This window comes from Paraburkholderia strydomiana (assembly GCF_046030495.1).
GTDB lineage: Bacteria > Pseudomonadota > Gammaproteobacteria > Burkholderiales > Burkholderiaceae > Paraburkholderia > Paraburkholderia strydomiana_A.
Window position 1 is genome coordinate 1 of sequence record NZ_JAQQCJ010000047.1, and the last position, 21,624, is coordinate 21,624.

The 21,624-nt window shown below is 60.4% G+C and carries 19 protein-coding genes and 6 pseudogenes; 11 read left to right on the plus strand and 14 right to left on the minus strand.

Translation table 11 applies throughout. The features are described 5' to 3' along the window. Positions 1–618: 618 nt before the first annotated feature. From PQQ53_RS34135 to PQQ53_RS34150, 4 genes and pseudogenes are all read right to left on the minus strand, one after another. Positions 619–1,131, minus strand: a pseudogene (locus PQQ53_RS34135) (VIT1/CCC1 transporter family protein). A 338-nt stretch (positions 1,132–1,469) separates the two neighbouring features. Continuing rightward, positions 1,470–1,835, minus strand: a complete 366-nt coding sequence (locus PQQ53_RS34140; protein WP_408149948.1) for a Mu transposase C-terminal domain-containing protein — start codon at positions 1,833–1,835, stop codon at positions 1,470–1,472. Then, the gene (locus PQQ53_RS34145; RefSeq protein ID WP_408329033.1) at positions 1,825–2,322 is read right to left on the minus strand and encodes a TnsB C-terminal domain-containing protein; all 498 of its coding nucleotides are present in this window, start codon (positions 2,320–2,322) and stop codon (positions 1,825–1,827) included. Before PQQ53_RS34145 ends, PQQ53_RS34140 begins: the two co-directional genes overlap by 11 nt. A 531-nt stretch (positions 2,323–2,853) precedes the next feature. Further along, positions 2,854–3,063 carry a hypothetical protein gene (locus tag PQQ53_RS34150; RefSeq protein ID WP_408329036.1) on the minus strand — a complete coding sequence of 70 codons (210 nt, stop codon included), beginning with the start codon at positions 3,061–3,063 and terminating at the stop codon, positions 2,854–2,856. A gap of 655 nt (positions 3,064–3,718) precedes the next feature. On the opposite strand from PQQ53_RS34150, the gene PQQ53_RS34155 reads away from it, so the two are divergent. After that, complete coding sequence (locus PQQ53_RS34155) at positions 3,719–3,904, plus strand: hypothetical protein (RefSeq protein ID WP_408150516.1); 186 nt, start codon at positions 3,719–3,721, stop codon at positions 3,902–3,904. Positions 3,905–3,956: 52 nt separating this feature from the next. Then, positions 3,957–4,313, plus strand: coding sequence for a universal stress protein (locus PQQ53_RS34160; protein ID WP_408329039.1), 357 nt, complete (start codon positions 3,957–3,959; stop codon positions 4,311–4,313). Positions 4,314–4,967: 654 nt separating this feature from the next. Here PQQ53_RS34160 and PQQ53_RS34165 read toward each other — a convergent pair. Next, positions 4,968–5,297: a DUF1840 domain-containing protein gene (locus PQQ53_RS34165; protein WP_408329041.1), complete on the minus strand. Its 330-nt coding sequence runs from the start codon at positions 5,295–5,297 to the stop codon at positions 4,968–4,970. 306 nt (positions 5,298–5,603) lie between these two features. Here PQQ53_RS34165 and PQQ53_RS34170 point away from each other — a divergent pair. The 3 genes and pseudogenes from PQQ53_RS34170 to PQQ53_RS34180 all read left to right on the plus strand — a co-directional run. Continuing rightward, positions 5,604–6,065: pseudogene (locus PQQ53_RS34170) on the plus strand (IS110 family RNA-guided transposase); the annotation flags it as partial. Next, a pseudogene (locus PQQ53_RS34175) lies at positions 6,065–6,331 on the plus strand (IS256 family transposase); the annotation flags it as partial. The pseudogenes PQQ53_RS34170 and PQQ53_RS34175, both read left to right, overlap by 1 nt. 1,217 nt (positions 6,332–7,548) lie before the next feature. Continuing rightward, the gene (locus PQQ53_RS34180) at positions 7,549–8,151 is read left to right on the plus strand and encodes a hypothetical protein (RefSeq protein WP_459252116.1); all 603 of its coding nucleotides are present in this window, start codon (positions 7,549–7,551) and stop codon (positions 8,149–8,151) included. 117 nt (positions 8,152–8,268) lie between these two features. Here the strand turns inward: PQQ53_RS34180 and PQQ53_RS34185 are convergent. The 6 genes and pseudogenes from PQQ53_RS34185 to PQQ53_RS34210 all read right to left on the minus strand — a co-directional run. Beyond that, positions 8,269–8,400, minus strand: a pseudogene (locus PQQ53_RS34185) (Tn3 family transposase); the annotation flags it as partial. Between the two features lie 186 nt (positions 8,401–8,586). After that, a complete protein-coding gene (locus PQQ53_RS34190) occupies positions 8,587–9,777 on the minus strand; it encodes a mannitol dehydrogenase family protein (protein ID WP_408329044.1) in 1,191 nt (396 codons plus the stop codon). 2 nt (positions 9,778–9,779) lie between these two features. Next, on the minus strand, positions 9,780–10,790 hold the full coding sequence (locus PQQ53_RS34195; RefSeq protein WP_408329047.1) for a zinc-binding alcohol dehydrogenase family protein: 1,011 nt from the start codon (positions 10,788–10,790) through the stop codon (positions 9,780–9,782). Positions 10,791–10,900: 110 nt separating this feature from the next. Then, positions 10,901–11,845 carry an ABC transporter substrate-binding protein gene (locus PQQ53_RS34200; protein WP_408329051.1) on the minus strand — a complete coding sequence of 315 codons (945 nt, stop codon included), beginning with the start codon at positions 11,843–11,845 and terminating at the stop codon, positions 10,901–10,903. A gap of 81 nt (positions 11,846–11,926) precedes the next feature. Further along, positions 11,927–12,943 (minus strand): ABC transporter permease, encoded by a 1,017-nt coding sequence (locus tag PQQ53_RS34205; RefSeq protein WP_408329053.1) that lies wholly within the window; start codon positions 12,941–12,943, stop codon positions 11,927–11,929. Then, positions 12,940–14,451 (minus strand): sugar ABC transporter ATP-binding protein, encoded by a 1,512-nt coding sequence (locus PQQ53_RS34210; protein WP_408329070.1) that lies wholly within the window; start codon positions 14,449–14,451, stop codon positions 12,940–12,942. Before PQQ53_RS34210 ends, PQQ53_RS34205 begins: the two co-directional genes overlap by 4 nt. 553 nt (positions 14,452–15,004) lie before the next feature. Between PQQ53_RS34210 and PQQ53_RS34215 the strand changes: the two genes are divergently transcribed. Further along, positions 15,005–15,703, plus strand: a complete 699-nt coding sequence (locus tag PQQ53_RS34215) for a FadR/GntR family transcriptional regulator (RefSeq protein WP_408329056.1) — start codon at positions 15,005–15,007, stop codon at positions 15,701–15,703. A 257-nt stretch (positions 15,704–15,960) separates the two neighbouring features. Here the strand turns inward: PQQ53_RS34215 and PQQ53_RS34220 are convergent. Then, positions 15,961–16,275, minus strand: a pseudogene (locus PQQ53_RS34220) (phospholipase D-like domain-containing protein); the annotation flags it as partial. Positions 16,276–16,739: 464 nt separating this feature from the next. Between PQQ53_RS34220 and PQQ53_RS34225 the strand changes: the two are divergent. Beyond that, the gene (locus tag PQQ53_RS34225) at positions 16,740–16,940 is read left to right on the plus strand and encodes a site-specific integrase (protein WP_408329059.1); all 201 of its coding nucleotides are present in this window, start codon (positions 16,740–16,742) and stop codon (positions 16,938–16,940) included. 171 nt (positions 16,941–17,111) lie between these two features. Here PQQ53_RS34225 and PQQ53_RS34230 read toward each other — a convergent pair whose 3' ends face one another. Beyond that, positions 17,112–18,287 carry an IS110 family RNA-guided transposase gene (locus PQQ53_RS34230; RefSeq protein WP_408329062.1) on the minus strand — a complete coding sequence of 392 codons (1,176 nt, stop codon included), beginning with the start codon at positions 18,285–18,287 and terminating at the stop codon, positions 17,112–17,114. Between the two features lie 210 nt (positions 18,288–18,497). Between PQQ53_RS34230 and PQQ53_RS34235 the strand changes: the two genes are divergently transcribed. Together PQQ53_RS34235 and PQQ53_RS34240 are read left to right on the plus strand one after the other, a co-directional pair. Then, positions 18,498–19,178: a site-specific integrase gene (locus PQQ53_RS34235; protein ID WP_408329065.1), complete on the plus strand. Its 681-nt coding sequence runs from the start codon at positions 18,498–18,500 to the stop codon at positions 19,176–19,178. Positions 19,179–19,350: 172 nt separating this feature from the next. Continuing rightward, a pseudogene (locus tag PQQ53_RS34240) lies at positions 19,351–19,464 on the plus strand (IS630-like element ISCARN39 family transposase); the annotation flags it as partial. Positions 19,465–19,888: 424 nt separating this feature from the next. Here PQQ53_RS34240 and PQQ53_RS34245 read toward each other — a convergent pair. Continuing rightward, positions 19,889–20,044, minus strand: a complete 156-nt coding sequence (locus tag PQQ53_RS34245) for a hypothetical protein (RefSeq protein ID WP_153141799.1) — start codon at positions 20,042–20,044, stop codon at positions 19,889–19,891. A gap of 466 nt (positions 20,045–20,510) precedes the next feature. Here PQQ53_RS34245 and PQQ53_RS34250 point away from each other — a divergent pair, with 466 nt between their 5' ends. Together PQQ53_RS34250 and PQQ53_RS34255 are read left to right on the plus strand one after the other, a co-directional pair. Further along, entirely contained in the window at positions 20,511–20,939 is a 429-nt protein-coding gene (locus PQQ53_RS34250; protein WP_408150592.1) for an Xre family toxin-antitoxin system antitoxin, read from the plus strand. Further along, positions 20,936–21,409: an RES family NAD+ phosphorylase gene (locus PQQ53_RS34255; protein WP_408329068.1), complete on the plus strand. Its 474-nt coding sequence runs from the start codon at positions 20,936–20,938 to the stop codon at positions 21,407–21,409. The genes PQQ53_RS34250 and PQQ53_RS34255 overlap by 4 nt, the downstream gene beginning before the upstream one ends. Positions 21,410–21,624 lie beyond the last annotated feature (215 nt).

The following is a 21,624-nucleotide window of genomic DNA, read 5'->3' on the forward strand; positions in this document are numbered from 1 at the left end:
GAGGTGCCCTCAAGAAACGGATTTTTACGTACGCTAAGCACGCGGCCCGGATGTTTCGAGTGTTTCTGCGCGGGCCCACCGCAGCCGATCGACCCAACGTTCGCAATGTTAGCTGCGAAAACTTTAAGCCGACCTTCGCAAGCCCTCTGCCATGTATCGCCGGCTTTCGTGAACAAGCATGGTCGTGCTGTATAGCCCGACCCAGTTATAGGCGCCGACGGCTATCCTGACCATTGCCGACGAAGGCATCGACTACTGCAATTCGCGCTATATTCAGCCTGTCGATTTCTTCGGCGACACTCCGCGCATTTCGCTGATCGCGATATTACGGTATTCCCGCAGCGTGGGGGTGCACGAATTTCGGATCACGCAGCCGCGAAAATCCGCGGAATCCGCAGCAGGTCTCAGGCAACACGTATGCGCCCGTCAATGCGCGGACCATCGGTGATCTCTTCGGCTCGTTCCAATCCGACCGAGGTCAGGACGACCATCAAAACGGCAATGGGCAGGGTAATTACGGCGGCTTTGGCTATTGGACATTCCGAGATTTGAGCCGAGCAAGCAGATGACAACCTTCGTGGAATAGCAAGGGACTATATTTCGGAAAGATGTCACGGCTCAAGTCGCGCCGAATAAAGCACCGACTGCGGATGCCACACCCATCGACAGCGCGCTCCAGAAGGTAACCCCCAATACGCCAAGGCCCACTTTAGCTCCTCCGACGCGCGCGGCAAGTCCACCAAGTATTGTCAGGGAAACCAGCGCCGTCACCGTGATACTCGGTGCCACCCATCGCTGCGGGGCGATCGCCGTGACAATGAGCGGCAAAGCGGCTCCCACCGAAAAGCTGCTGGCCGACGCCAGCGCGGCCTGTAATGGATTTGCTGCGGTCGTTTCCGAAATATCCAATTCGTCGCGGGCATGCGCGCCGAGTGCGTCGTGAGCCATTAGAGCCTGCGCAACCTGTTTGGCAAGCGCCATGTCGAGGCCGCGCCGTACGTAAATCGCCGCCAACTCCCGATGTTCGCGCGGGCCATCCACATCGAGCTCCGCCTGCTCTTCGGCGAGCGCCGCAGTTTCTGTATCCGCCTGCGACTAGACCGATACGTACTCGCCTGTCGCCATCGACATAGCGCCGGCTACCAATCCGGCCGAGCGGGATCGGGCGAGTGCGGCATAGACCTTTGCGTCCGACTCGTCGCGCGGCCCCCATTCTTCGAGCAAGGTTTCGGCGATGTGCCATCGAGTATAGCGGCGGGCGGAAAGCGTCTTCCCAACACCGGCTGGGCCATGACGAACACCGATATAGTGGTGTTTGCGAACAGCGTCGGCAAACTCTGCAAAACGCCGATGCTCGCGGGTGACGATGAAGGTTCCGGTTCGCTCGCCATCATGCGCGGTCATCACGTGTCCTCGACATAAGTGCGAAGACGCGGCCGTGCCGGTAAATGTTTTTCCGATTTCGGCTTTCAGGGAACCGATATCTGAGCAGGTGGAGCTGGAAGCAGATCGGCGACGCGTCCTCGCTTCTCCCGCATTTCCTGGCGCAGCCTGCGCCGATACGCGGAGCGGGCGGCCTGCACGTCTTTGAGGGTCACGCTCCGATTTGCATGTTCAGTATTGACGGCGCGGCACAGGAAGATATTGCGGTGAAAGACCCGTATTTCACCCATATCACGAGGGTCATACCGAATGGTTACGGCCTCGCCTACATAGGCCGCCAGAGTTGGATCGAGGAAGTGCAGCCGCTCGAAGTGGATTCCGTCGCGACGTACTACGCGCGGCTTGGCGACCATAACCAACAATGTGTCGAGCGCTTCCAGGTCATCCGGCAAGCGGGGAATCCAACCCTCGTAGCACCATGCCTGCACCGGAGCGACACCTATCGCGCTGTGGGTTCTGGTGTTGTAACTCATCCACGATGAAGGCTCTGATCGCCGCATCCAGCTCAGGCAGCGAAAGCCGAGGCTGCGAGGTCGGCTTGCCGTCCTGAACATATCCGGGCAATTCGGGCAGCTGTTCCGTGTTGATCGTGCCGAACAACCGCTCAACCTTGCCTCGGCCCTGAGGGCGCGCGACGGTCGAATAGACAATCTGAATGCGTAGATCGGCGGCCGCCTGATCGAGATGGATGCTGGTGAAGTCCGATCCGTGATCGACATGCAGCACGTCCGGAATGCCGCAGACCGGCCAATCTGCGTTCGGCTTTCTCCAGATGGCCTGTCGCAACGCCAGCGACGTGTTGAGTGCTGACGGTGCTCCGACGAACACCATGTACCCGCGACCGCGCGAGAATAGTCGTCGATCACGGTCGTCAGCCACGGACGAACCTGCGTGCCGTTGGCGTCGACGATCACTATGTCGAGCTGTGTATGATCCGCCTGCCAGGTGGCATTCAGCCGTTCGGCACGATGCCGATGGATCAGCTCATATCGGTCACGGAAAGCGGCCTCGCCCTCAGGCGGATCCGGTCGTCAATAGACGGCATCACCTGAGCAAGGTAGCCCCGGTGGCAGATTGTCGACGCGATTGTCTCCTGGGACACGCGTGCGTCGAGCCAGGCTGGCTGCCCGGCGTATGAAGCGGCCACGCATGGCAATTGCGCGAGTAAAAGCAACGCCGCAGCTCTGAGCACATGGAAAAGATGCCGATCTTGATCTGTCAATCGAGGAGCCCCGTGCGAACTCTTCATCGCGACTGCGGCGCGAATCGCGAAGAAAGGCAATGCCATGCGAAAAACATAGTTTAGCCGTTAAGGCGCGCGTTCAAAAGCGTGCTGTGTCGGCGGCCTCGCGGTCCGCGCACCGGCAGCAGCCAACGCCGGGCCGCCCCGCACCCTGCATCGACGAATTTTCACTTGGCGATTGCTCGGGCGGCCGCACCGCTGTCCGGATTTCTTGAAACGAGATTGCCAGATTCCGGCGATGCCTTCAGATCTACCTGGTCATCCCGGGCGCTGTCCTGCACCTGTTTCACGGTTTCATTGGCTTCATTGTACTGTCCCGCTGAATGCAGTCCGGTCGCCGCGTCTACATCCGGTCTGCCTGAGGGTACGATTGCCATTGCGTAGGGCACTTTTGTATCAGTCAGTCTGAGTACATGCATGGCGGTGCCGGGTGTGCTCTTTTCAACCGTTCGTTCGCGGATGCTACCGCGGTGGCTTGAGACGGCGCGGAGGCGAAAACACCTGTGACGGTCAGATCCACGCCGTCTGCCAGCCAGGAAACCGGAGTCAAGATTTTTGCGAAGCGGCCTGCGATGTCATTGACCATGGAGACTTAAGATCGGACTACGCCTTTATGTCTCCGCGTGGTCTGCGTGTGCCGCTTTGTCCGATTTCTGCGCATGCCTCTGGTCATGCTTTGTCGCCCGCGCCGGACGGCCGCGGAAAATGGCAGGCCTGGCCTGCTGGTTTTGGTCGAAGGCTTGGCAGGCCGTGGGCGACAGTCTACCGATGTCCGTCACCGAACTCGCGGGCGACTTCGTGCCATTCGCACTTCCTATCCTGAAGGGGCAGTGCGACGTCGGCGATAATTTCGATGATTCGAATCGGTCCGCCGATGCTGTGCTCGCACAGCTCGCTACAGACAAGTCTCACAGCGTATGTCACAGAGTGACATATAATGAACAGAGCGCTGTTCCTGTGCACCTGGCGTCACTGTGGCAGGCCTATGTCACGGTGTCCGCGGATGTTGCAATCAGACACTGGAGGAGAGTGATGGTCATCAACAATGACTTCGAATTCGGCTATCTGGTGATCGCCTTCGGATTTCTTGGAATCATTCTGTTGGGTAGCCTCCTTGCCGCGCTTCACCTCGATCGGTGGCACCCGAAGCTGATCGGCGCTATTGTTGGGGCCCTCCTGGGGGTGGCCCTGATCGAGGCCGTGCCAATGTTCACTTAGCCGTCACACTGGCACGGCGGCATGGTGCGCCCGATCGTCCAGGGAAAAGCCGATGACAACGCCTTTCAATCGCATTCTTTTGTGTTATGACGCAACGCCTGAAGGACAACACGCGTTGCGTTGCGGCGCTGCATTGGCCAGTCAGTTGGGGGCAGAGACACACCTGTTGTCCATTCTCGGGCAGGCCTGGTGGCCAGCCGGTTACGACGCCTTTTCATCGATGAAGTTCGACGTCGACGAGGACGCCGCGAAAGAGATACTCGAGGACGGTATCGCGAAGCTCGCGTCATGGGGCGTTACTGCGACCGGGCATTTTTCGGTGGGAAGCGTCGCTGAACAGATCGCTAACCTGGCCAACTCCCTCAACGCCGACCTGATTGTTATTGGTCATCGACACAGGGTTTCGTGACTCGCTGGCTGGCGGGGGGCAGTCACCTCGAACTGCTCGAGCGCGTGTCCTGCGGCGTACTCTTTGAGGTGGTCGGATAGAAGTGGGGAGGGTGGTCGAATTGGCAATGCTGACAGCGTCACTCAGGTCGCGGGCCATACAAAGATGACATGCTGGGCATTTTCAGGACTCCCTTGATCGCGGTTTGCTGAAGGCCGCCAACGGGCGGCCTGGCAACATGCCATTTGCCATTTGGTGAAAATGAAAGGACCGACCGACAATACGCCGAGTGGACTGATTCCATACGCGTCTACCTCGACAGCCGCGACACCCGTCGAGTAAGCGAGATCTTCGACGATGCCATGTTGAGCGGCTTCAGCCCGCACTCGCCTATGCCCGACAGAGGTCATAATGTTCGACACAGACGCCGTGAGGCCAGATTGTGGGGCCGCACGGACAATGGATGCGCCGGCGCAAAAGCAGGAGACGCCGAAAAAAACAACGGTCGTCGCGCGGTGCCCCAAGAATAGCGTCGGCATGTCATGTTCCGTGATAAGGCACAACGCGATCGAGAGCAAAGACGGGGCAAGCGCCGCAACTTCCACTACTCGCTACCGGAGCGAAAGGGCCGCGGTTTTCGGGGTGCTCATTTCGAGTTGGCGAGCATAGTTCTGCCTAAAGCCCCCATAGAATGTCCGCGTTGTGTTTGCTCGCTTCACGCATCATATCCAGTAGCGGCCACGCTCGTTCTCCGAGCCCTCGATGGTCTTCACCTACAGTGCGACCGTGTGCGTCCGGCACGTGGTAAAGCGATTCGAGCGCAACGTCCGCCTGCGCTTCTTCGGAAATCGCTGTTTCGAGACGGTCAATCGCTCGAGGCAGCTCATTGTGCTGAATGACGCCTCTTGATCCGAGATGCTTACCTATGAGGTTTAGCAGGTATTGAGCAAGATTCTTGAGCATGACCACGTCGGGCGCGGCAGGTGACCGGAAGGTGATCAGCATGATGAATTCTCCTAAACGAACGCGGGACAGCGATCATGTCGTTCGAACCGCAGCTCGTAGCTGTCTACCGCAACTGGGCCCGCCCACGCGCTGACGGTGTGGGCCAACGGACTCGCGGGCACACATGAAAACCTTCTGGCTACTAATGCCATGCGGCCTGCTGTATGGCTAACGACGATCCGCGAGAACGAACGGCCCCGTGGGTGCCCCAGTCGGTTCTGATGTGATGGACGACTCCCGCTACGCAGCGAGAGGTTTATGCCAGAGTGGAGAGGTCGTGATATCCACGGCAAAGGAGCGTTCATCATGAAGATAGAGACTGTTGGACTGGATCTGGCCAAGAATGTGCTGCAGGTTCACGCGGTGGATTTGCAAGGACACATCGTTGTACGCAAACAGTTGAGACGCACGGATGTACTTCGATATTTCGCAGCGCTCGAACCGTGTGTCATTGGTATGGAAGCGTGCGGCTCGTCGCACTACTGGGGCCGGGAACTCGCGAAGCTCGGACACACCGTTCGACTAATCGCCCCGCAGTTCGTCCGACCTTACGTAAAGAGTAACAAGACGGATGTGGCCGACGCCGAAGCAATCTGCGAGGCGATACAACGGCCCCACATGCGCTTCGTACCGGTCAAGACGCAGGCGCAACAGACAATTCTGTCGCTGCATCGCGCACGCGCCGGGCTGGTCAAATCGCGCACAGCACTGGCCAATCAGATTCGTGGGCTTCCGGGTGAATTCGGCATTGTGCTGCCACAGGGCATCCGGCCGAGCAGTGGCAGCATTTGCGCACGACGAATGCGATTGAGTCGAGGTTCGCGACCGTGCGTCACCGCACTACGCGCACGCGCAACTGCGTGTCGCGACCAACCTTCCTCGGCCTGGCATTCAAGCTGATCGAGGAAGCCGAGAAAACCTGGCGCCGCATTAACTGCCCCGAACAGATCAAGCTGTTGCTGGAGGGTATTGCCTTCAGGGACGGCGAACCGGTGCAAGACGATCAACCGGGTCAGCAGAAACTCGCCGCTTGACGTCGCCGGCTATCAACTGCTCATACACCAGACTTGACGTTATCTCATCCCGCTTGATAGGGAACCATTGCGTACAGTACCGAGCTTGGCGTGTGCAGGGCGACCTAGAAGCACGCCTCGTGACCCTACTCGGAACTCCACGATGAGCATACCTGCCACATCGCAGAAACACCGGCATCGGCACCGAACGAGGAGGCTTGCTCAACTACGACGATCAACCCGCTCTTCCAGGGGCCGGACTGTTGATTTCCAACGAATCGCAACTCTATATAGGCTCAAATGGGTCAAGTCGGCTTGGACGTCAACAGTCTCGCCGGAGATAGTCGAAGTCGGCTTGTATGGGCAGGGCATATACTTGGTCGAAGCCGCGTTTTGTGCGCATCAAGGGATCAGTGGCATCTCGTGACGGTGGTGGTCCGGACCCGTACATTACACGGCGGCGTCGATCAGAAACGCGAAACGACTCCTGTTCTGCAGAACTGTTCGGTGCTTGCTGTCGACGGCATCGATGGTCGGTATCGGGTGCGTCGGAAGGAGCCCGAAGGGCGAGTCCAGACGCACCCGGCGCGGCGCATTTCAGGAGGGGGTGACGCAGGAGTCTGGATGCGGTAGAAGAGGGTTTTGCCTACCGCCGAAGAAACAGGCCCGACACCGGCACAAGCCGCCAAGTTCACTCCGGTGTCGAGCCCAACACGCGCACGACAGGGTACGGGTGCCCGCCAAGTATCGCATCCCCCGTCAGCCCTGTCGATATCGCATCGGCATTGACGGGGATTGCCGATGCCGGCCACAGGCCGCCTCTTTGTGTGCGCCCGCTGCCGGGTGCAGGTCATCGTTTGCCGCCGTTGCGACCGCGGCCAGATCTACTGCGCCGGCGACTGCTCGCAGTTCGCCCGTCAGGCCAACTTGCGCGAGGCCGCTCAGCGCTATCGGCGCAGTCGCCACGGCCGGTTAGCGCACGCCGAACGGATGCGCCGCTATCGCAGCCGCCAGAATAAAGTGACGCATCACGGTTCCGCCGTGCCTGCCGCCGATGCTCTACTGGCACCGACTTCGACGACGTCGGCGGCCACAGCAGCGGTACCCGCCGCCGCTTCTGTGCCTGAGCATTGCCACTTCTGCCATTGCGTCTGTGCGGGCTTCGTACGCCTCGGGCCACTTCGCCGTCGGGTCTTCCGTGATGTTCGCACTGCTACTGACTGCACAGGAAACAACCAATGACCATCGGAGCTGAACTCGAAGCGCAGATCCTGCGCTACTACCACGTCGAGAAGTGGCGCTGCGGCACCATCGCGCGCCAGTTACACGTACACCGCGGCACTGTCCAGCGCGTGCTGGCGCAGGCTGGACTGCCCAGAGTCGGCGCGGCGCTGCGGCCCTCGCAGATCGATGCCTACCTGCCGTTCATCCATGAGACGCTGAAGAAGTTTCCGTCACTCACGGCCAGCCGCCTGTATGCGATGGTCTATGAGCGCGGCTTCCGGGGCAGTCATGATCACTTCCGGCACCTGATCTCGCTCCATCGTCCACTTCCGGTGGCCGAGGCGTACCTTCGGCTTCGCACCTTGCCAGGAGAACAAGGTCAATGCGACTGGGCCAGCTTCGGCTATCTGCAGATCTGGCGTGCGCGCCGGCCCCTGATGGCCTTCGTGATGGTGCTGTCGTGGTCCAGGCAGATCTACCTGCGCTTCTTCCTCGATGCGCGCATGGACAGCTTCCTGGCCGGTCACGCCGGTGGCATTGACTACCAGCAGGTGATCAAGGCGATGGCCTTGCTGGCAGCTGTGTTTCTTGATGTCTACAACCGTAACCGCGCCTGACGGGGCACGACAACACCTTCTCCAGGGATCGTCCGGAAATGGGGTTTGAGGCACAGTGGAACGAAAAAACGGGTTAAGCACCTGAATTCGGCGGCCGCCTGTGCGGATCGGGCAGGCCTGGTCGCCGGTTTGGAGCGTGCGCATTATGCCAGCCTCAGACACGCGGCCCGTTCTGAGCGAACCGGCGAGGCCCAGCATTTCGTCCCACTGCGGCTCGATCTTCTGCAAGCTGTCAACGTCGGGTGCCATTTCCCCAGGAGGGAACGTATCAACTCGAGATTGCTGTTTACGCTCTTGGCGGTATCGGACTTGAACCTGTTTATAAACTTCATTTGCAACTAGCGCACTGCTTCGAACGTCGGCTTGTGGCAGGTGTAGTCGGATGTATCGGTGCTTGACTCGCCCGTGCGGACCGGGCGGCGAAGGGCCAATCCGTCAGGGGCCCGCGGCCATCATTTCCGTAAGACGTGGCTGCTCGATTCGCGTGCCTTTAGCTTGCGTCAGGGAGGCCGCTAGCGCCAGCAATGGGGCAATCCGGCGTTGCTTCTTCTGCGCATGATTCTGTGAAATTTCGGCGAGGCGGTGCGCCAGAAAGGGATTCAGCAAGCGTTCACGGACCTGTGCCATGTAGGCCAACGCATCATCCCGTGCACCTAGGAGATCGAAGACAGGTAAGACTTCCTGTTGCCAGACCGTCTCAAGTTCCGCGCGCAGGACAGGGTCGTTCATCGCACCGCAGACTGTCTCGTCAGCTGCGCGAGCTTCGCGTAACCATCGCTCGGCGAGAAAGGTATGCCCGAGATTCAGCAGGAACAGCTTGCGCCGCTCGAAATGGTGAAGATTTCCAGTGAGAACGATCGACGGATGTACGCACGGCACCTGAAGCCGCGGCTGCTGTTCTATCGCCCACAGTGCATAAGGTTCGGCGATCGCACCCACAGGCCGGATTGGCTCTGACACGATCCGGTCGACCAGCGAATTGGCCCATACGCAATGGTCAGTCAGATAGCGGATAAACTCATCCGGCATGTGCCATTGCAACGCCAGGTCCACGGCGATGCCTCTTAACACTTCCCCGTTTTTCTCGATCAGCTCGCAAGGAAACAACGATAGCGGTGCGTCGGGCTGGTTTTGCCATCGTGTGTGCAAGAGCGACAGCAGTCTGGCGGGGAAGCTGTGCGGTACGCGGCTCGGGTCGGCGAACGCGCGAGCGTTATCGCGTTCATCAAGTTGATAACCCTGGTCCCCAGTGTTCGAAACAATAATTCGCACGGGACCTGAGATCGCCTCGCGGATCAGAGCCCAATCCCTGCGCACGTGCACGGCCTGGCGAATCGCCCGTCCGGTCAGTGTTACGTCAATCAACCGGCCCGAATGCAGTCCACGTATATGGACCGGATAGCCGCCGCCGTTCGCGAGCGCGGCGACGCGCGCAGCGCTGTCGGCGCTTTCGGTCGTCTGAACCACGGCAATGCCGCCTGCCGCCGCGCCTGACTGGCCGGACTCGAGCGCCTCTGAGACGAATAAATCGACATGTGCCTGCAGGAAACGACTCGTGCCAAATTGCAGAATGGGTTGCGTGAGCGGTGCGGCAAGGGTTGGTGCTTCCTCATGCGAAGGGCGCATCGCTAACATTCCACGATAGCTTTGACGACACCGCCGGCAGGATCGAGCAGTGTCGCAAACTGCGCAGGGACATCGGCTAACGCCAGTCGATGCGTATTCAGCGCACGGTCCGGGATATGGCCGGCCCGCATGGCCTCGATGACAGTGTCGAAGTCCTCGAGCGTCGCGTTACGGCTGCCGAGCAGGGTGGCTTCGCGCTTGTGGAATTCGGGGTCCGAAAAAGTGATCGTGTCAGCCACGATGGAAACGAGTATGTACCGGCCGCCATGGGCGATGAACTGGAAGCCGCGTTCCATTGCCTTAGGGTTGCCGGTTGCGTCGAACACCACATCGAAGAAGTCGCCGTCCGTCAGTTCCGACAATTGCCCGTGATCGTCGGTGCCGGTCTGCACCGCTGCGGCGGCGCCTAGATGTTTGACGCAGAAATCTAGCCGGTCCGCACGCGTATCGAGGGCGGTCACCGTCCCACCGCGCAGTTTGCAGAAGGTCAGAACCGCCATGCCGATTGGCCCCGCGCCGACTACGAGCACGCGTTCACCCTGCTTCACGTCGCCACGCCTGACCGCATGCGCGCCGATCGCAAGGAATTCGACCATAGCCGCCTGATCGAGCGTTATACCTTCGGCCTTGTGAACGAACTGCGCGGGAACGCTCAGGTACTCGGTGAACGCGCCGTCTCGATGCACGCCCAACACCTGGATATTCACGCAGCAATTGGTCTTGTCGCGGCGGCACGCAATGCACTGGCCGCACGACAGGTACGGCATCACGAAGACCTGATCGCCAGCAACGAGTCCGCTGTGGGGCGGCGCCTGTTCGACGATGCCGGACAACTCATGGCCCATCACGCGCGGATAGGCCAGATAAGGCTGATTTCCCGTGAAAATATGCAAGTCCGTACCGCACACGCCAACACGCTTAACGCGCAACAGTACGTCGTTTTCTCCCGTTTCGGGTTTAGGCCTTTCCTGTGCGCTCAGCGTTCCTGGCGTCTCGCATATCACCGTAAGCATAGCAATCCTTATTTCGTCGCCGTTTCGAACGGCGCAGCGTTAGTTCAAGTACGTCTTGCGGCGGCAGCCGGGCGCGATTTCGATCGAGCCGCCCGGACCGGCCAGGACGATCAATACAGCACGTTCTTCGCTTCAGGCTTGTCGATGTTGTCTTTGGTCACCATCACCACGCCGGTATCGAGGTGCTTCGACACCGGCTTTTTCTCGATCAGATTGACGACCGTTTTGACGCCTAGCTCTCCCATCTGGTACGAACCCTGCACGGCGGTGGCGGTAAGCGTGCCGTCCTTGACGAACCCTTGGAGATCCTGATTGCCGTCGAAGCCGACCGCCACCACTTTGCCGGCTTTGCCGGACTGTTCGAGCGCGCGGCCCATGCCGACCGCGGTTGGCTCATTCGCGCCGAAAATGCCTTTGAGGTCGGGATTGGCGGTCAATGTGTCGGTGGTCTGGTTGAGCGCAGTCGCCATCTGCGAGTTGGAATAGAAAGGTCCCACCACCTGCAATTGCGAATGTGCCTTCAGATAGTCGCGGAACCCGCCGACCCGCCCGATTTCCGAGCCCGCGCCGGCCACGTAGGACATGATCGCAACCTTGCCGCTTTGGCCCACGCGATCGATCAGCGCTTTGGCGCACAGTTCGCCCGCCTTCTTGTTGTCGGTCGAGAGGAATGACTGGTAGTACTGCTTGCCGGAATCGGAGAGCGCGGAATCGATGATGACGACCGGGATATGGGCGTCCCACGCCTTCTTGACGGCCGGCACGAGTGCGTCGGGATCGGACGGGGCGAGGACGATGCCGGCCACCTTACGATTCACCGCGTTCTCGACCATGTTGACCTCGTCGGCAATGGCGGTTTCCGTCGCCGGGCCCTGGAAAGTCATCGTGTAGCCCTTGAGTTGACCCATTGCCGCGTTCGCGCCCTTCTGGACGTTCTGCCAGTAGTTGGAACTCGATGTCTTCACGATAACCGCGATCTCGCCGCCGGCGGCGCGAGCAAGTCCGGTGGCCAGCATAAGGGTGGCGGCCAGCAGGCTTAGTTGGAATGTGCGCATGTCTCTACTCCTGTGAGGATTTGTTGTCGTACATGGACTTCTCGGCGCTGCAGACCAGCCGGTCCGAACCGCCGATGGATGTCACCGGCGATTGCGGAGCTGGTCGATCCAGACAGTGCCCAGAATCACCAGGCCGATGATGATTTGCTGAATGAAGCTGGACACTCCATTCATGTTCAACCCATTACGCAGAATGCCGATCACGAAAGCACCGATCGCCGTGCCGGAAATCGTGCCGACGCCGCCCATCAGCGAGGTGCCTCCGATCACCGCGCTGGCAATCGCGTCGAGTTCGTACATCACGCCTTCATTCGGCTGGGCGGTGAGCAGTCGCGACATCAGCACGCAGCCGGTCACGCCTGCAAGCGCGCCGGAGAGCACATACGTGAACATCGTCACGCGCGCGACATTGACGCCGGACAGCCGGGCCGCTTCGGCGTTGGAGCCAACCGCGTAAATATGCCGGCCGAGCGTGGTTCGGCTTAGCATGATCGACACGGCGATGGCGATGACGATCATCAGCAGCACGGGGTAGGGGATGCCGGGAAACTTCACGTCCGGAAAGCCGTCCGCCCCGATCGTCTCGATCCTGAACAACGCGCCGTTGCCGAGCACGCCGAAGGCTTCGCCCAGCCCCGACACGGGGCGTGCGCCGGTGATTTGCAGTGCCAGGCCACGCGCCACGAGCATCATGCCGAGCGTGGCGATAAACGGCGGCAGGCGCATGCGCGTGACACACAGACCGTTCACCGCGCCGCACATCGCGCCGACCACGATGCCAAGTAGCATGCCGACGGTGACCGGCATGCCGGCCTTCACCGCGAGGGCCGCCACGACACCGGACAGCGCGAGAACCGAGCCGACCGATAGGTCGATGCCGCCCGTGATGATGACGCAGGTCGCGGCGACGCCAAGGTAGGCAATCGAGGTCACCTGCAGCGCGACGGTCATCGCGTTGTCTACGGTATGGAAGGCCTCGCTGGTGGACGAGAACACCAGGATCATCACAATCAGGCTGGCGAAGGCGGCAAACTTCTGAATCAGATCCTTGCGCCGTTCGCTGGCAAGCGAAGGGCTGGGACGTGTAAGCGTGCTCATTGCGAAGCTCCCGAGGTATCCGAAGCGCCTCTGCGTCCCGAGGCGTAATGCATGATTTCTTCCTGACTCGTTTGACGGGTCTCGAGGATCGTGACGAGGTCGCCCTCATGAAAAACAGCCACGCGATCGGTCATACCAAGAATCTCGGGCAGTTCGGAGCTGATCATGACGACGCCTATCCCTTGCGCCGCCAGCTTGTCGAGCAGTTCGTAGATCGCGAATTTGGCGCCGACGTCGATGCCGCGGGTGGGCTCATCGAAGAACAGCACCCGTGAGTCGCGAAACAGCCACTTGCTGATGACAACCTTCTGCTGATTGCCGCCCGACAGGTTGCGTGCGATCTGCCTGACGCTTGGCGTGCGTATGCCCAGTGCGTCCACGTAGCGTTTCGCAACGGCGGCCTCGGTTGCGAAGCGTATAAATCCCAAGCGGTTCGAGACTGCATCCATGTTGGCCAGCGTGATATTGCTGGCGACGGGCATGTTGAGCGACAGGCCGTTGGCCTTTCGGTCTTCGGACAGGTACGCAATGCCGCGCCGGATAGCGTCGATCGGCGAGCGGATCGCAAGGGCCTCGTCACCTAGCCTGATCGTGCCGCTGTCGGGCAGATCGGCGCCAAAGATCGCGCGTGCCACTTCCGTTCGGCCCGCACCCATCAAGCCGGCGAAACCCAGGATTTCGCCGCGCCGCAATTCGAAGCTGACGGGTCCGAAGACATTCGCGCGCGTTAATTGATCGACCGACAGTAAGACGTCCCCGGTCGGAACGGACGTGCGCGGCGGAAATTTATCTTCGAGCGAACGGCCGACCATGCGTGCGACGACCTTATCGATGGTGGTTTCGCGAAACACGTCTGTCGACACATAACGTCCGTCGCGCATGACGGTGACGCGGTCGACGATTTCGGTCATTTCATCGAGCCGGTGCGAGATATAAATGATTCCGACGCCGGCGCGCTTCAGCTCGTGAATGATCCTGAAGAGCTGGCGGGTTTCCGTCTCCGTGAGGGACGACGTGGGCTCGTCCATGATCAGCACTTCGGCGTCCAGCGAGAGCGCCTTGGCGATTTCCACCATTTGCCGTTGCGCGACCGGGAGGGTGCGCACGGGCGTTCCCGGTGCGATGTCGACCCCGAGCCGGTCGAGGCAGCGCTGCGCATCGGCGCGCAGACGCGCCCGGTCGACGAATACCCCACGGCGCGGTTCACGAGCGAGAAAGATGTTCTCCGCCACCGACAGGTGCGGCACCAGGTTGAGCTCCTGGTGGATGATGGCGATGCCTGCGGCTTGGGCTTCGAGCGACGAAGCGAAACGGCATTCGCTGCCCTTGTAGATGATGGAGCCATCGTCGGGCGCGTATTGGCCGCTGATGATCTTCATCAGCGTCGATTTGCCCGCGCCGTTTTCTCCGCACACGGCATGAACCTCGGCACGCCGCAAGTCGAAACTGACGCTGTCCAATGCGACGACGCCCGGGAAGCGCTTGGTCACGCCCGTGAGCCGCAACAACTCGCCGTTCTCGTCGGGCCGTGAGGAGCGGTCGGACGTGTCGGCAGCCGGCGGGTTTACCGGTTCGGATGCCGATACACAGGCGGACGGGGCAGACGTTCGATGTTCGCCAGGGGCGATGGCGAGGCGGGCATGACCAGAATGCGGGCGCACCGACAGAGCGCGGCGCGGCGCGTGCCGTGTTGAGAATTCCAGCAAGGCTGTCTCCAATTCGTGGCGCTGCCCGTGGGCGCGCACGTGGTTTTGTTCTTTGCGAATCGAACCCGTACCCGGTGCGGCAGAGAACGGGGCAAATTGATCATAGTTACACAGCGATAATTGGTCAAGCCACTTTTACCTTTTACGGCCGCGCTCGTCGTGTCCATGGCTGTCACTAGTTGGGCGAAACCGCACACCGAAGTGTCAGATGCCTTGACCGAAGGCTCGTTGGCGTCCGTGCGGACGGATGACCTATAATCTGTAACGAGGCCGCACCGAGGTAAATTGGCCTTACCAAAAAATTCGGGTCGGTCATTCGCGTGCCATACGGAAATAAGGGTTCCAAGGAGGACAATTGACAGGCACCCAACTCAAACAGGTCGAGACGAAACGTCTTTATCAGCACATCGCCGACCAGATACGGGCGCTGATTCAGTCGGGTGGCTTTGCACAAGGCGCGCGTTTGCCTCCCGAGCGTGACCTCGCCCAGCAACTGGGTGTTTCGCGGCCCTCATTGCGAGAAGCGTTGATCGCGCTGGAGATTGCGGGCTCCGTGGAGATTCGCCAGGGTTCCGGTGTCTACGTGTGCCGGACGTCCGACCGTTCGCCGAATGCAATCGTTGCATTGGGGGAAAGCCCGTCTGAGTTGATGCAGGCGCGAGCGGTACTGGAAGGCTCGCTGATCGTGTTGGCCGCCGCGCTGATTACGCCCGAGCGGTTGGCCCGTCTGCGCGAGACGCTCGATGGGATGCGCGCGCATATCAAAGCAGGGCGTTCCCCGCTCGACCATGACCGCGCGTTCCATGTGGGTATCGCGGAGATGACTGGCAATCTCGTGCTGGTCCGGATGGTGACCGAATTGTTCGACGAGCGTCACAGTCCGATTTCAGAGCGTCTTAGTGGCCACGCGGAGACGGGGCAAACCTGGGCGGCAGCGCTTGCGGAACATGAGGCAATTTATCGCGCGCTTGAGGAGCGGGACCCGCTCGCTGCTCAGTCGGCGATGCGCAGCCATCTGAGGGCGTCGGAGATGCGGTGGACCGAGGCAGGGTGATGCGCCTAACGGTCACGGAACCTTGTAAGCGGAACTTGCGAGACTCCCCAGTTCGTCGAACTGAGTGACGGGTTCGAGACACAAGACGATTCCCCCAAGGCCGCCTAAGGATCCGGGTCCGCCGACGCATTCAAGTGGTACCACCACTGTTGGACTTGTCAATCTGCTCATCGTTGGATTTACGGCATTTCGCTTCCCGTAAGTCCTCACGTGCGCTCTGGGCGCGAGCGAGAGTCAGTAGGGCTCAAAATTCAGTCGTCGACAACAAGCAGATTCCGATGCGTTCGATTATTCAAACGACCCAGGCTGTACCAGTTCAGTTCGTGGTAGCGTTCAACCTGGACACCCGCTTCAGTCAATTCGCCGAGCAGGCGCTGATCCATTTTGGCACTGCCTGCCCAGTCGAGCATCACATGCACGGAGACCCCGTCTTGTGCTCGCTCCCGTAGGGCATCCGCGAACGCTCTGCCCATGTCTCCCGACCAGTGGATGCAGGTTTCAAAGGTGATGCTGGATTTTGCCTCCGTGATAGCGGCGAGCATGGCCGGGAAGATCTCATCGCCATTCTGCAGTGCGTACTGCGGGACGCACGGACGTGTTGCTGCACAGGAGGTCCATATGGGGCGTGCCGACCCGAATTCTGACAGCCGCTGAATTTCATCAATTAGCCGCGATGCCGGCCGACGTCGAATGGTGCCAATCTCGACAATCCGCGCACGCGTCGCGCGTACCAGGACTTCACGGGGTTTGCTGGTATCCAGCAGGCGGACGAGTTCCGCATCGTTACCCGCGCTCACGTGCTCGCGTGGCGCAAGGTTCTCGAGGACCTTGCGCTATCCGGCGCGACGATCCGGCGAAAGCTCGCGGCGCTGTCATCGCTGTTCGAGTATCTGTGTGAAAAGAACGCCGTAGACCTCAATCCGGTCAAGGGCGCTAAGCGTCCCAAGGCCGACAGTAACGAGGGCAAGACGCCGGCGCTCGGTGATCACTCGATGCGCCCGATCCGGGGACGCTCAAGGGGCCGCGTGACCGTGCGATGCTTGAAGTGCTGCTGTATCTCGGGCTGCATCGCGAGGAGCTCTGCTTGCTGAAGGTCCGCGATATTCATAACCACCGCGGCGTGCCCCATCTGCGCGTACTTGGCAAGGGCGGCAAGACCCGTTACGTCCCGCTTCATCCGGCAAGCGCCGAATGCCTCCACACTTATCTGGACTGGAAGCGGCCGGCCACGGCATGACACCTGACGACTTATGCAGTGATCCTTAGCGAAGTGCAGCCGCTACCGCCTCGTCAATCTGCAGCGCAAAGTGCGCTTCAGCGTCGGGCACCGCGTAGCCGATTGACAGTTCCAGATACGCCCAACGCCGCCTTCAGGAAACTCGTCGCATCTGTATAGCAGAGCTCAGCGCTACGCCGGCCGCTCGTTTCGCGTTACGGCGAGCGACATTGCGAGCTTGCTGATGTCCCAGATGAACCCCGCAAGTTCGCGTGCGACGGCGACGACAGCGATGTTCACATTCTTGCCGCGTGCTGCCAGCTTGCGGTATCGGCGGCAGAGTCGGACCTGTGCGTCCCAGGCACGGTCAAGGATGAGTTTGGGAATGCCTTCATGTCGGCGCTGAATTTCCGGACTGACGCGTGCCGGGTATCTGTAGCTCCAGGCGGCTTCGACGAGTAGCTTTCTTGCATAGCTGTTGCCGTTCTTCGTGATGCTGCCCTGACGCCGCCGCTCACCCGAAGAATGTTCTGAGGGCGTCACGCCCAGCCAGGCCATCAGTTGGCGCGGGTGCTCAAAGCGGGAGAGGTCCCCGAATTCGGAGAGCATGCCCACGGCGGTGATGAACTGTATGCCGCGCATCGTCTGCAGACCCAGTATGGCCGGATAGAATCGCCAGCCGACGACCGCTTCGTGCAAGGTCGCCTCAAGGCGCTCACATTGCGCAAACCTGTCTTCAATCGTGCGACGGCACTCGTCGAAGGCCAGTTGCTGCCAGTGGTTTGGGAATGCAAATACGCTTATCCATCGCCGGTGTGCGGGACCCCAGTTGGCGTTACCTGAGTAACGGACTCCGTGCGATAGCAGGAAGGACTTCAATCGCTGGCGGGCCTGTCTGAGATCTGCTTTCGCTGCCGCCCATGCGCGCGCCAGGTCCCGGAACGCCTCATCTTCAACATCCGGCACGTGTACCGCTGACAGGTCGCCAGCCCGCAGTGCGCGTACGAGCTTGACCGCGTCGCGCCGGTCCGTCTTGACACGCTCGCCCGGTTTCTTCGGAATCAGGGACGGCGCGCATACCACGCAGTCGAATCCTCGTTCAACGAGCTCCCTGTAGAGTCCGTAGCCACAGGGGCCGGCTTCATAGACAACGCGGACATGGCGCGCCTTCGACTGAACACGCTTGCACAGGCGATCGATATCCGCCTTCAGCGTTCCTATCTTGCCCAACAGTTCCACGTCGCCCATATCGATCGCGTACGCCACCGTGATCGACTCCTTATGAACATCCAGACCGACAAACACCGTGCTATCGTGGTTCACGCTGGCCTCCGCGCTGGAAATCGCCGGGGTGTGCCCTGTGCACATCGTGCGGCTCTGGCAGCGATGCTAACCCGCGTTTGGTTCCTCACGGCGGGCCAGCCGCTGACTCACGGAAAGTCATACTGCCTAAACCGATGACGCGGTATGGTGGCTGACCGATATCCCCGTCCTGGCCGGCGCCACGAGCATTCCTTTCCGGGTGCGACGATGACAGTGCAATTCACCGCACCTGCTCATCCCGAAAGGAGTCCTGCCATGACACCCCTACGTCAGCGGATGGTCGAGGATATGCGCGTTCGCAGTCTCTCGGCCAATACCCAACGCGCGTACCTGCAGCAAGTTGGCGCCTTCGCGAAGCACTTTGGCCGCTCCCCGGCGACGCTGGGACCCGAAGAGATCCGCGCCTGGCAACTGCACCTCGTCGAAGTCCGGCAACTGGCGCGCAGCAGCCTGGTTACCGCGACCGCCGCGCTGCGCTTTCTCTACACGGTCACGCTCAAACGCGACTGGTCTGTCGACGACATCGTCATGTCGAAGCAGCCACGCACACTACCGGTGATCCTGAGTCGTGAGGTCGAACGCAAGATCTCCGAGACGATCCTGGACTTCGGCGATCCACTTTTATCCGAGGCCATTACCGAAGAGACGCCGATCGCCGTGGTGCGCGAGATATACAAGCTGGTGGTGCTGGTCTGGAACGCGCATGTCGCAGCCAACTCCCGCTGGGGCGATCCCACTTATCTACAGATGCTGCAGCAGATGGCCGGCTCGCCGCAGATGCCATCGGAAGCGCGCGACTGGATCGACAAGCTCTCGCGCCGATGGCGGGAGAAGTTCTCCGACGCCAGGTACTGCGTTGGCCATTGGCACGTCAAGATCAAGGACGACGATACCCTGAGCTTCTTCTGCGACGCCCGGGAAGCACCGCGGCGGTAGCCCAGCGTCGCGCACACTATCCCCTCCTCAAGGGTGACGACGTCGCCACTCATCGGCGTCGCCGTCGACTACTCTCCCCGACTGTATTGGAGTTTCCGCGAAATCAGGGGCGCTCGCTAGTACGGGGATTCTCGGGCGGATACGTTGAAGCGCCACGCGCTGGCCCACTACTTACTGCCCCAATGACCTCAGCGAACTGCACGCGAGCGCCCGCAACAAGCTTAAGAGCGCTCAAAAGCGACCTTCGATTATTGCCGCTTGTTGGATGCAGGCTACGCTGTGGTGATGTCATGAATTATGGAAGTCTCAAATAGTCCAGGACGCTGCTGCACAAATTCTGGATTCGCTCATGCCTTCAGGTTGCGCGGTGACAATTTGCGCAGGGCGGGGAGGGCTGGCTTGCGCTGGCTCAGGGTGGCGACACGCTCTTCAAGTTTCTGATAACCGAAACGTCGAAGGGGAAAGATTGGCTGTCTCACGAGGCCACGATGAAGCGTCTCGAATTGACGATTGGTGACCTGCCAAGGTGTTGGATGCCGTGGACATGGAGGCTTACTGGTCGCTGGAGGAGCCTGAGCAGGCGTCAACTCCGTTACCATCGCCTGGTATGTGAATCCGAAATCAGTAGCTCAAACCCGCCAGTTCTCTCCGGAGCCCGGCGCGTTTTTCTTTGCCTGTGGGGCGCGAGCTACATATGGCGGTGGAGTCGCTCAACCATTCAGTTGCGATTCGACGTTCAGGACGATCCGTGCGACCGGGTTGTTGTCTGCGGATTGCGGCGCGAACTTGATCTGGGCGAAGGTGACGATACCGAGAGCGACGACCAGGAGTGCTCCAGACGCGGCGATGCGGGTAAGGTATTTCACAGGGACCTCATTTTGATGATGTAGACAGAAACTGGACGTAGCTGACAGGCGTGTCGACTCAACTTCAGCGGCATCTCGGTCCGCAACCCGGCAACGCTCGACGCGGTCGTCGGATCGCGCTTGCCGATCGGACGAATTTTGTGCAATGCACTATAACACAACTATCAGATCGCATCTACCGATCACACGGGCTTGTGCAGTGCACTATAAATGGTTTATCCGTATGCCCAGTGCGACATCCCGTCGCGAGCGGATGCTTAATTGCTTGAGCATTTCGTGTATGAAAGACTTCTGCAGGCACGTGACGTGCCGTCATGCCATGTGGGCGATTCTCGCAGGCAGGGACGATGTCGAGGAGGCCGCCTCGGCAGTCTCCCCGCTAAAGCCTGCTAGTTGAAGATGGGTTTGCGGACAGTATCAATTGCGCTATGATTGGGTATCAACTGATACTTTAGTCGGGAGTCGCATGTCACTGATTACGCCTGAGGCAGTGGCCGCAGTCATGGAACTGCGGCAGGTCCCGCACACGCTCGCGGAACTCGAAGCACTTGTCCGCGACGGACTGCCCAAGTCCGCGCTGCGCGCGGGCGTCGAACATGCGACGCAGGGTGCTGACGCCCGGCGTGCGCTACTTGCCCGCATCATCCCCGAAGCGACTTATAAGCGGCGTCGCGATCGGCTGACGCCAGACGAATCGGAAAAGACTGAGCGGCTGGCCAGGATTGTCGCGACGACGGCCTATGTCTGGAACGACGAAGACGACGCGCGGGAATTCCTGTCGACGCCGCACCCGGAGCTCGAAGGGCGGGCGCCACTCGATGTTGCGCTGACCGAGCTCGGCGCGCGCCGGGTCGAAGAACTGCTCTGGAAACTGTTTTATGGGTTGCCGGCGTGAAGTTGTTTCGAATCGCCGACACTCGACATACGGTCTGGAGCGGCACCGGCGCGATGCTGGTGGGCGGCCGCTTCAATAGCCCGGGGCGACCGGTCATCTACGCCGCGTCGACCTTCGCCGGTGCGATGCTCGAGGTTCTTGTTCATGCCCGCATCGGCAAGGTACCGAAGACACACGGATGGGTCGAAGCAGCGGTTCCCGACGATATTCGCGTCGAACTCCAGTCGGCTGAATCGTTGCCAGGGGGATGGGATGCGCCAGCACTGCAGGCGGCAAGGGAGTTCGGCGACGCCTGGCTGACCGAGTCGCGTACCGCACTTCTGATGGTACCTTCTGTCGTCGTCCGTGCAGAGTTCAACGTGCTGGTCAATCCCGCACACCCCGACGCGACGCGGATTGTTGTGACCGAGCCGCAACCCGTGGTGTGGGACGAACGCCTCTTTGTGATGCCGACGGTCGGACACTCCTAGATTACGATGGTGGTCGGCTAGCCTCGCCTCGACGCTTTGCTCCTCAACGGAAATGACTGGGACGTGGCTTCCGGTTTAGCTCGCAATCGCTACTCGCAATGGCCAGTGCAGCGTCTTCTTGTATTCTCCATGTCTGTTTGCCAAAGCCGACACGGCTGTCAGTTTCCGTTAATTGCCCTTACTATTTGACATAAGATAAATTATCAACCGCAAAC

Bases quoted from the DNA above. Each gene is read 5' to 3' on its own strand.
- PQQ53_RS34155 (WP_408150516.1), top strand. From the start codon at position 3,719: ATGGTCATCAACAATGACTTCGAATTCGGCTATCTGGTGATCGCCTTC.
- PQQ53_RS34190 (WP_408329044.1), bottom strand. From the start codon at position 9,777: ATGCGCCCTTCGCATGAGGAAGCACCAACCCTTGCCGCACCGCTCACG.
- PQQ53_RS34195 (WP_408329047.1), bottom strand. From the start codon at position 10,790: ATGCTTACGGTGATATGCGAGACGCCAGGAACGCTGAGCGCACAGGAA.
- PQQ53_RS34165 (WP_408329041.1), bottom strand. From the start codon at position 5,297: ATGCTGATCACCTTCCGGTCACCTGCCGCGCCCGACGTGGTCATGCTC.
- PQQ53_RS34160 (WP_408329039.1), top strand. From the start codon at position 3,957: ATGACAACGCCTTTCAATCGCATTCTTTTGTGTTATGACGCAACGCCT.
- PQQ53_RS34180 (WP_459252116.1), top strand. From the start codon at position 7,549: ATGACCATCGGAGCTGAACTCGAAGCGCAGATCCTGCGCTACTACCAC.
- PQQ53_RS34225 (WP_408329059.1), top strand. From the start codon at position 16,740: ATGCTTGAAGTGCTGCTGTATCTCGGGCTGCATCGCGAGGAGCTCTGC.
- PQQ53_RS34205 (WP_408329053.1), bottom strand. From the start codon at position 12,943: ATGAGCACGCTTACACGTCCCAGCCCTTCGCTTGCCAGCGAACGGCGC.
- PQQ53_RS34250 (WP_408150592.1), top strand. From the start codon at position 20,511: ATGTCACTGATTACGCCTGAGGCAGTGGCCGCAGTCATGGAACTGCGG.
- PQQ53_RS34230 (WP_408329062.1), bottom strand. From the start codon at position 18,287: ATGTGCACAGGGCACACCCCGGCGATTTCCAGCGCGGAGGCCAGCGTG.
- PQQ53_RS34200 (WP_408329051.1), bottom strand. From the start codon at position 11,845: ATGCGCACATTCCAACTAAGCCTGCTGGCCGCCACCCTTATGCTGGCC.
- PQQ53_RS34235 (WP_408329065.1), top strand. From the start codon at position 18,498: ATGACACCCCTACGTCAGCGGATGGTCGAGGATATGCGCGTTCGCAGT.
- PQQ53_RS34150 (WP_408329036.1), bottom strand. From the start codon at position 3,063: ATGGCAATCGTACCCTCAGGCAGACCGGATGTAGACGCGGCGACCGGA.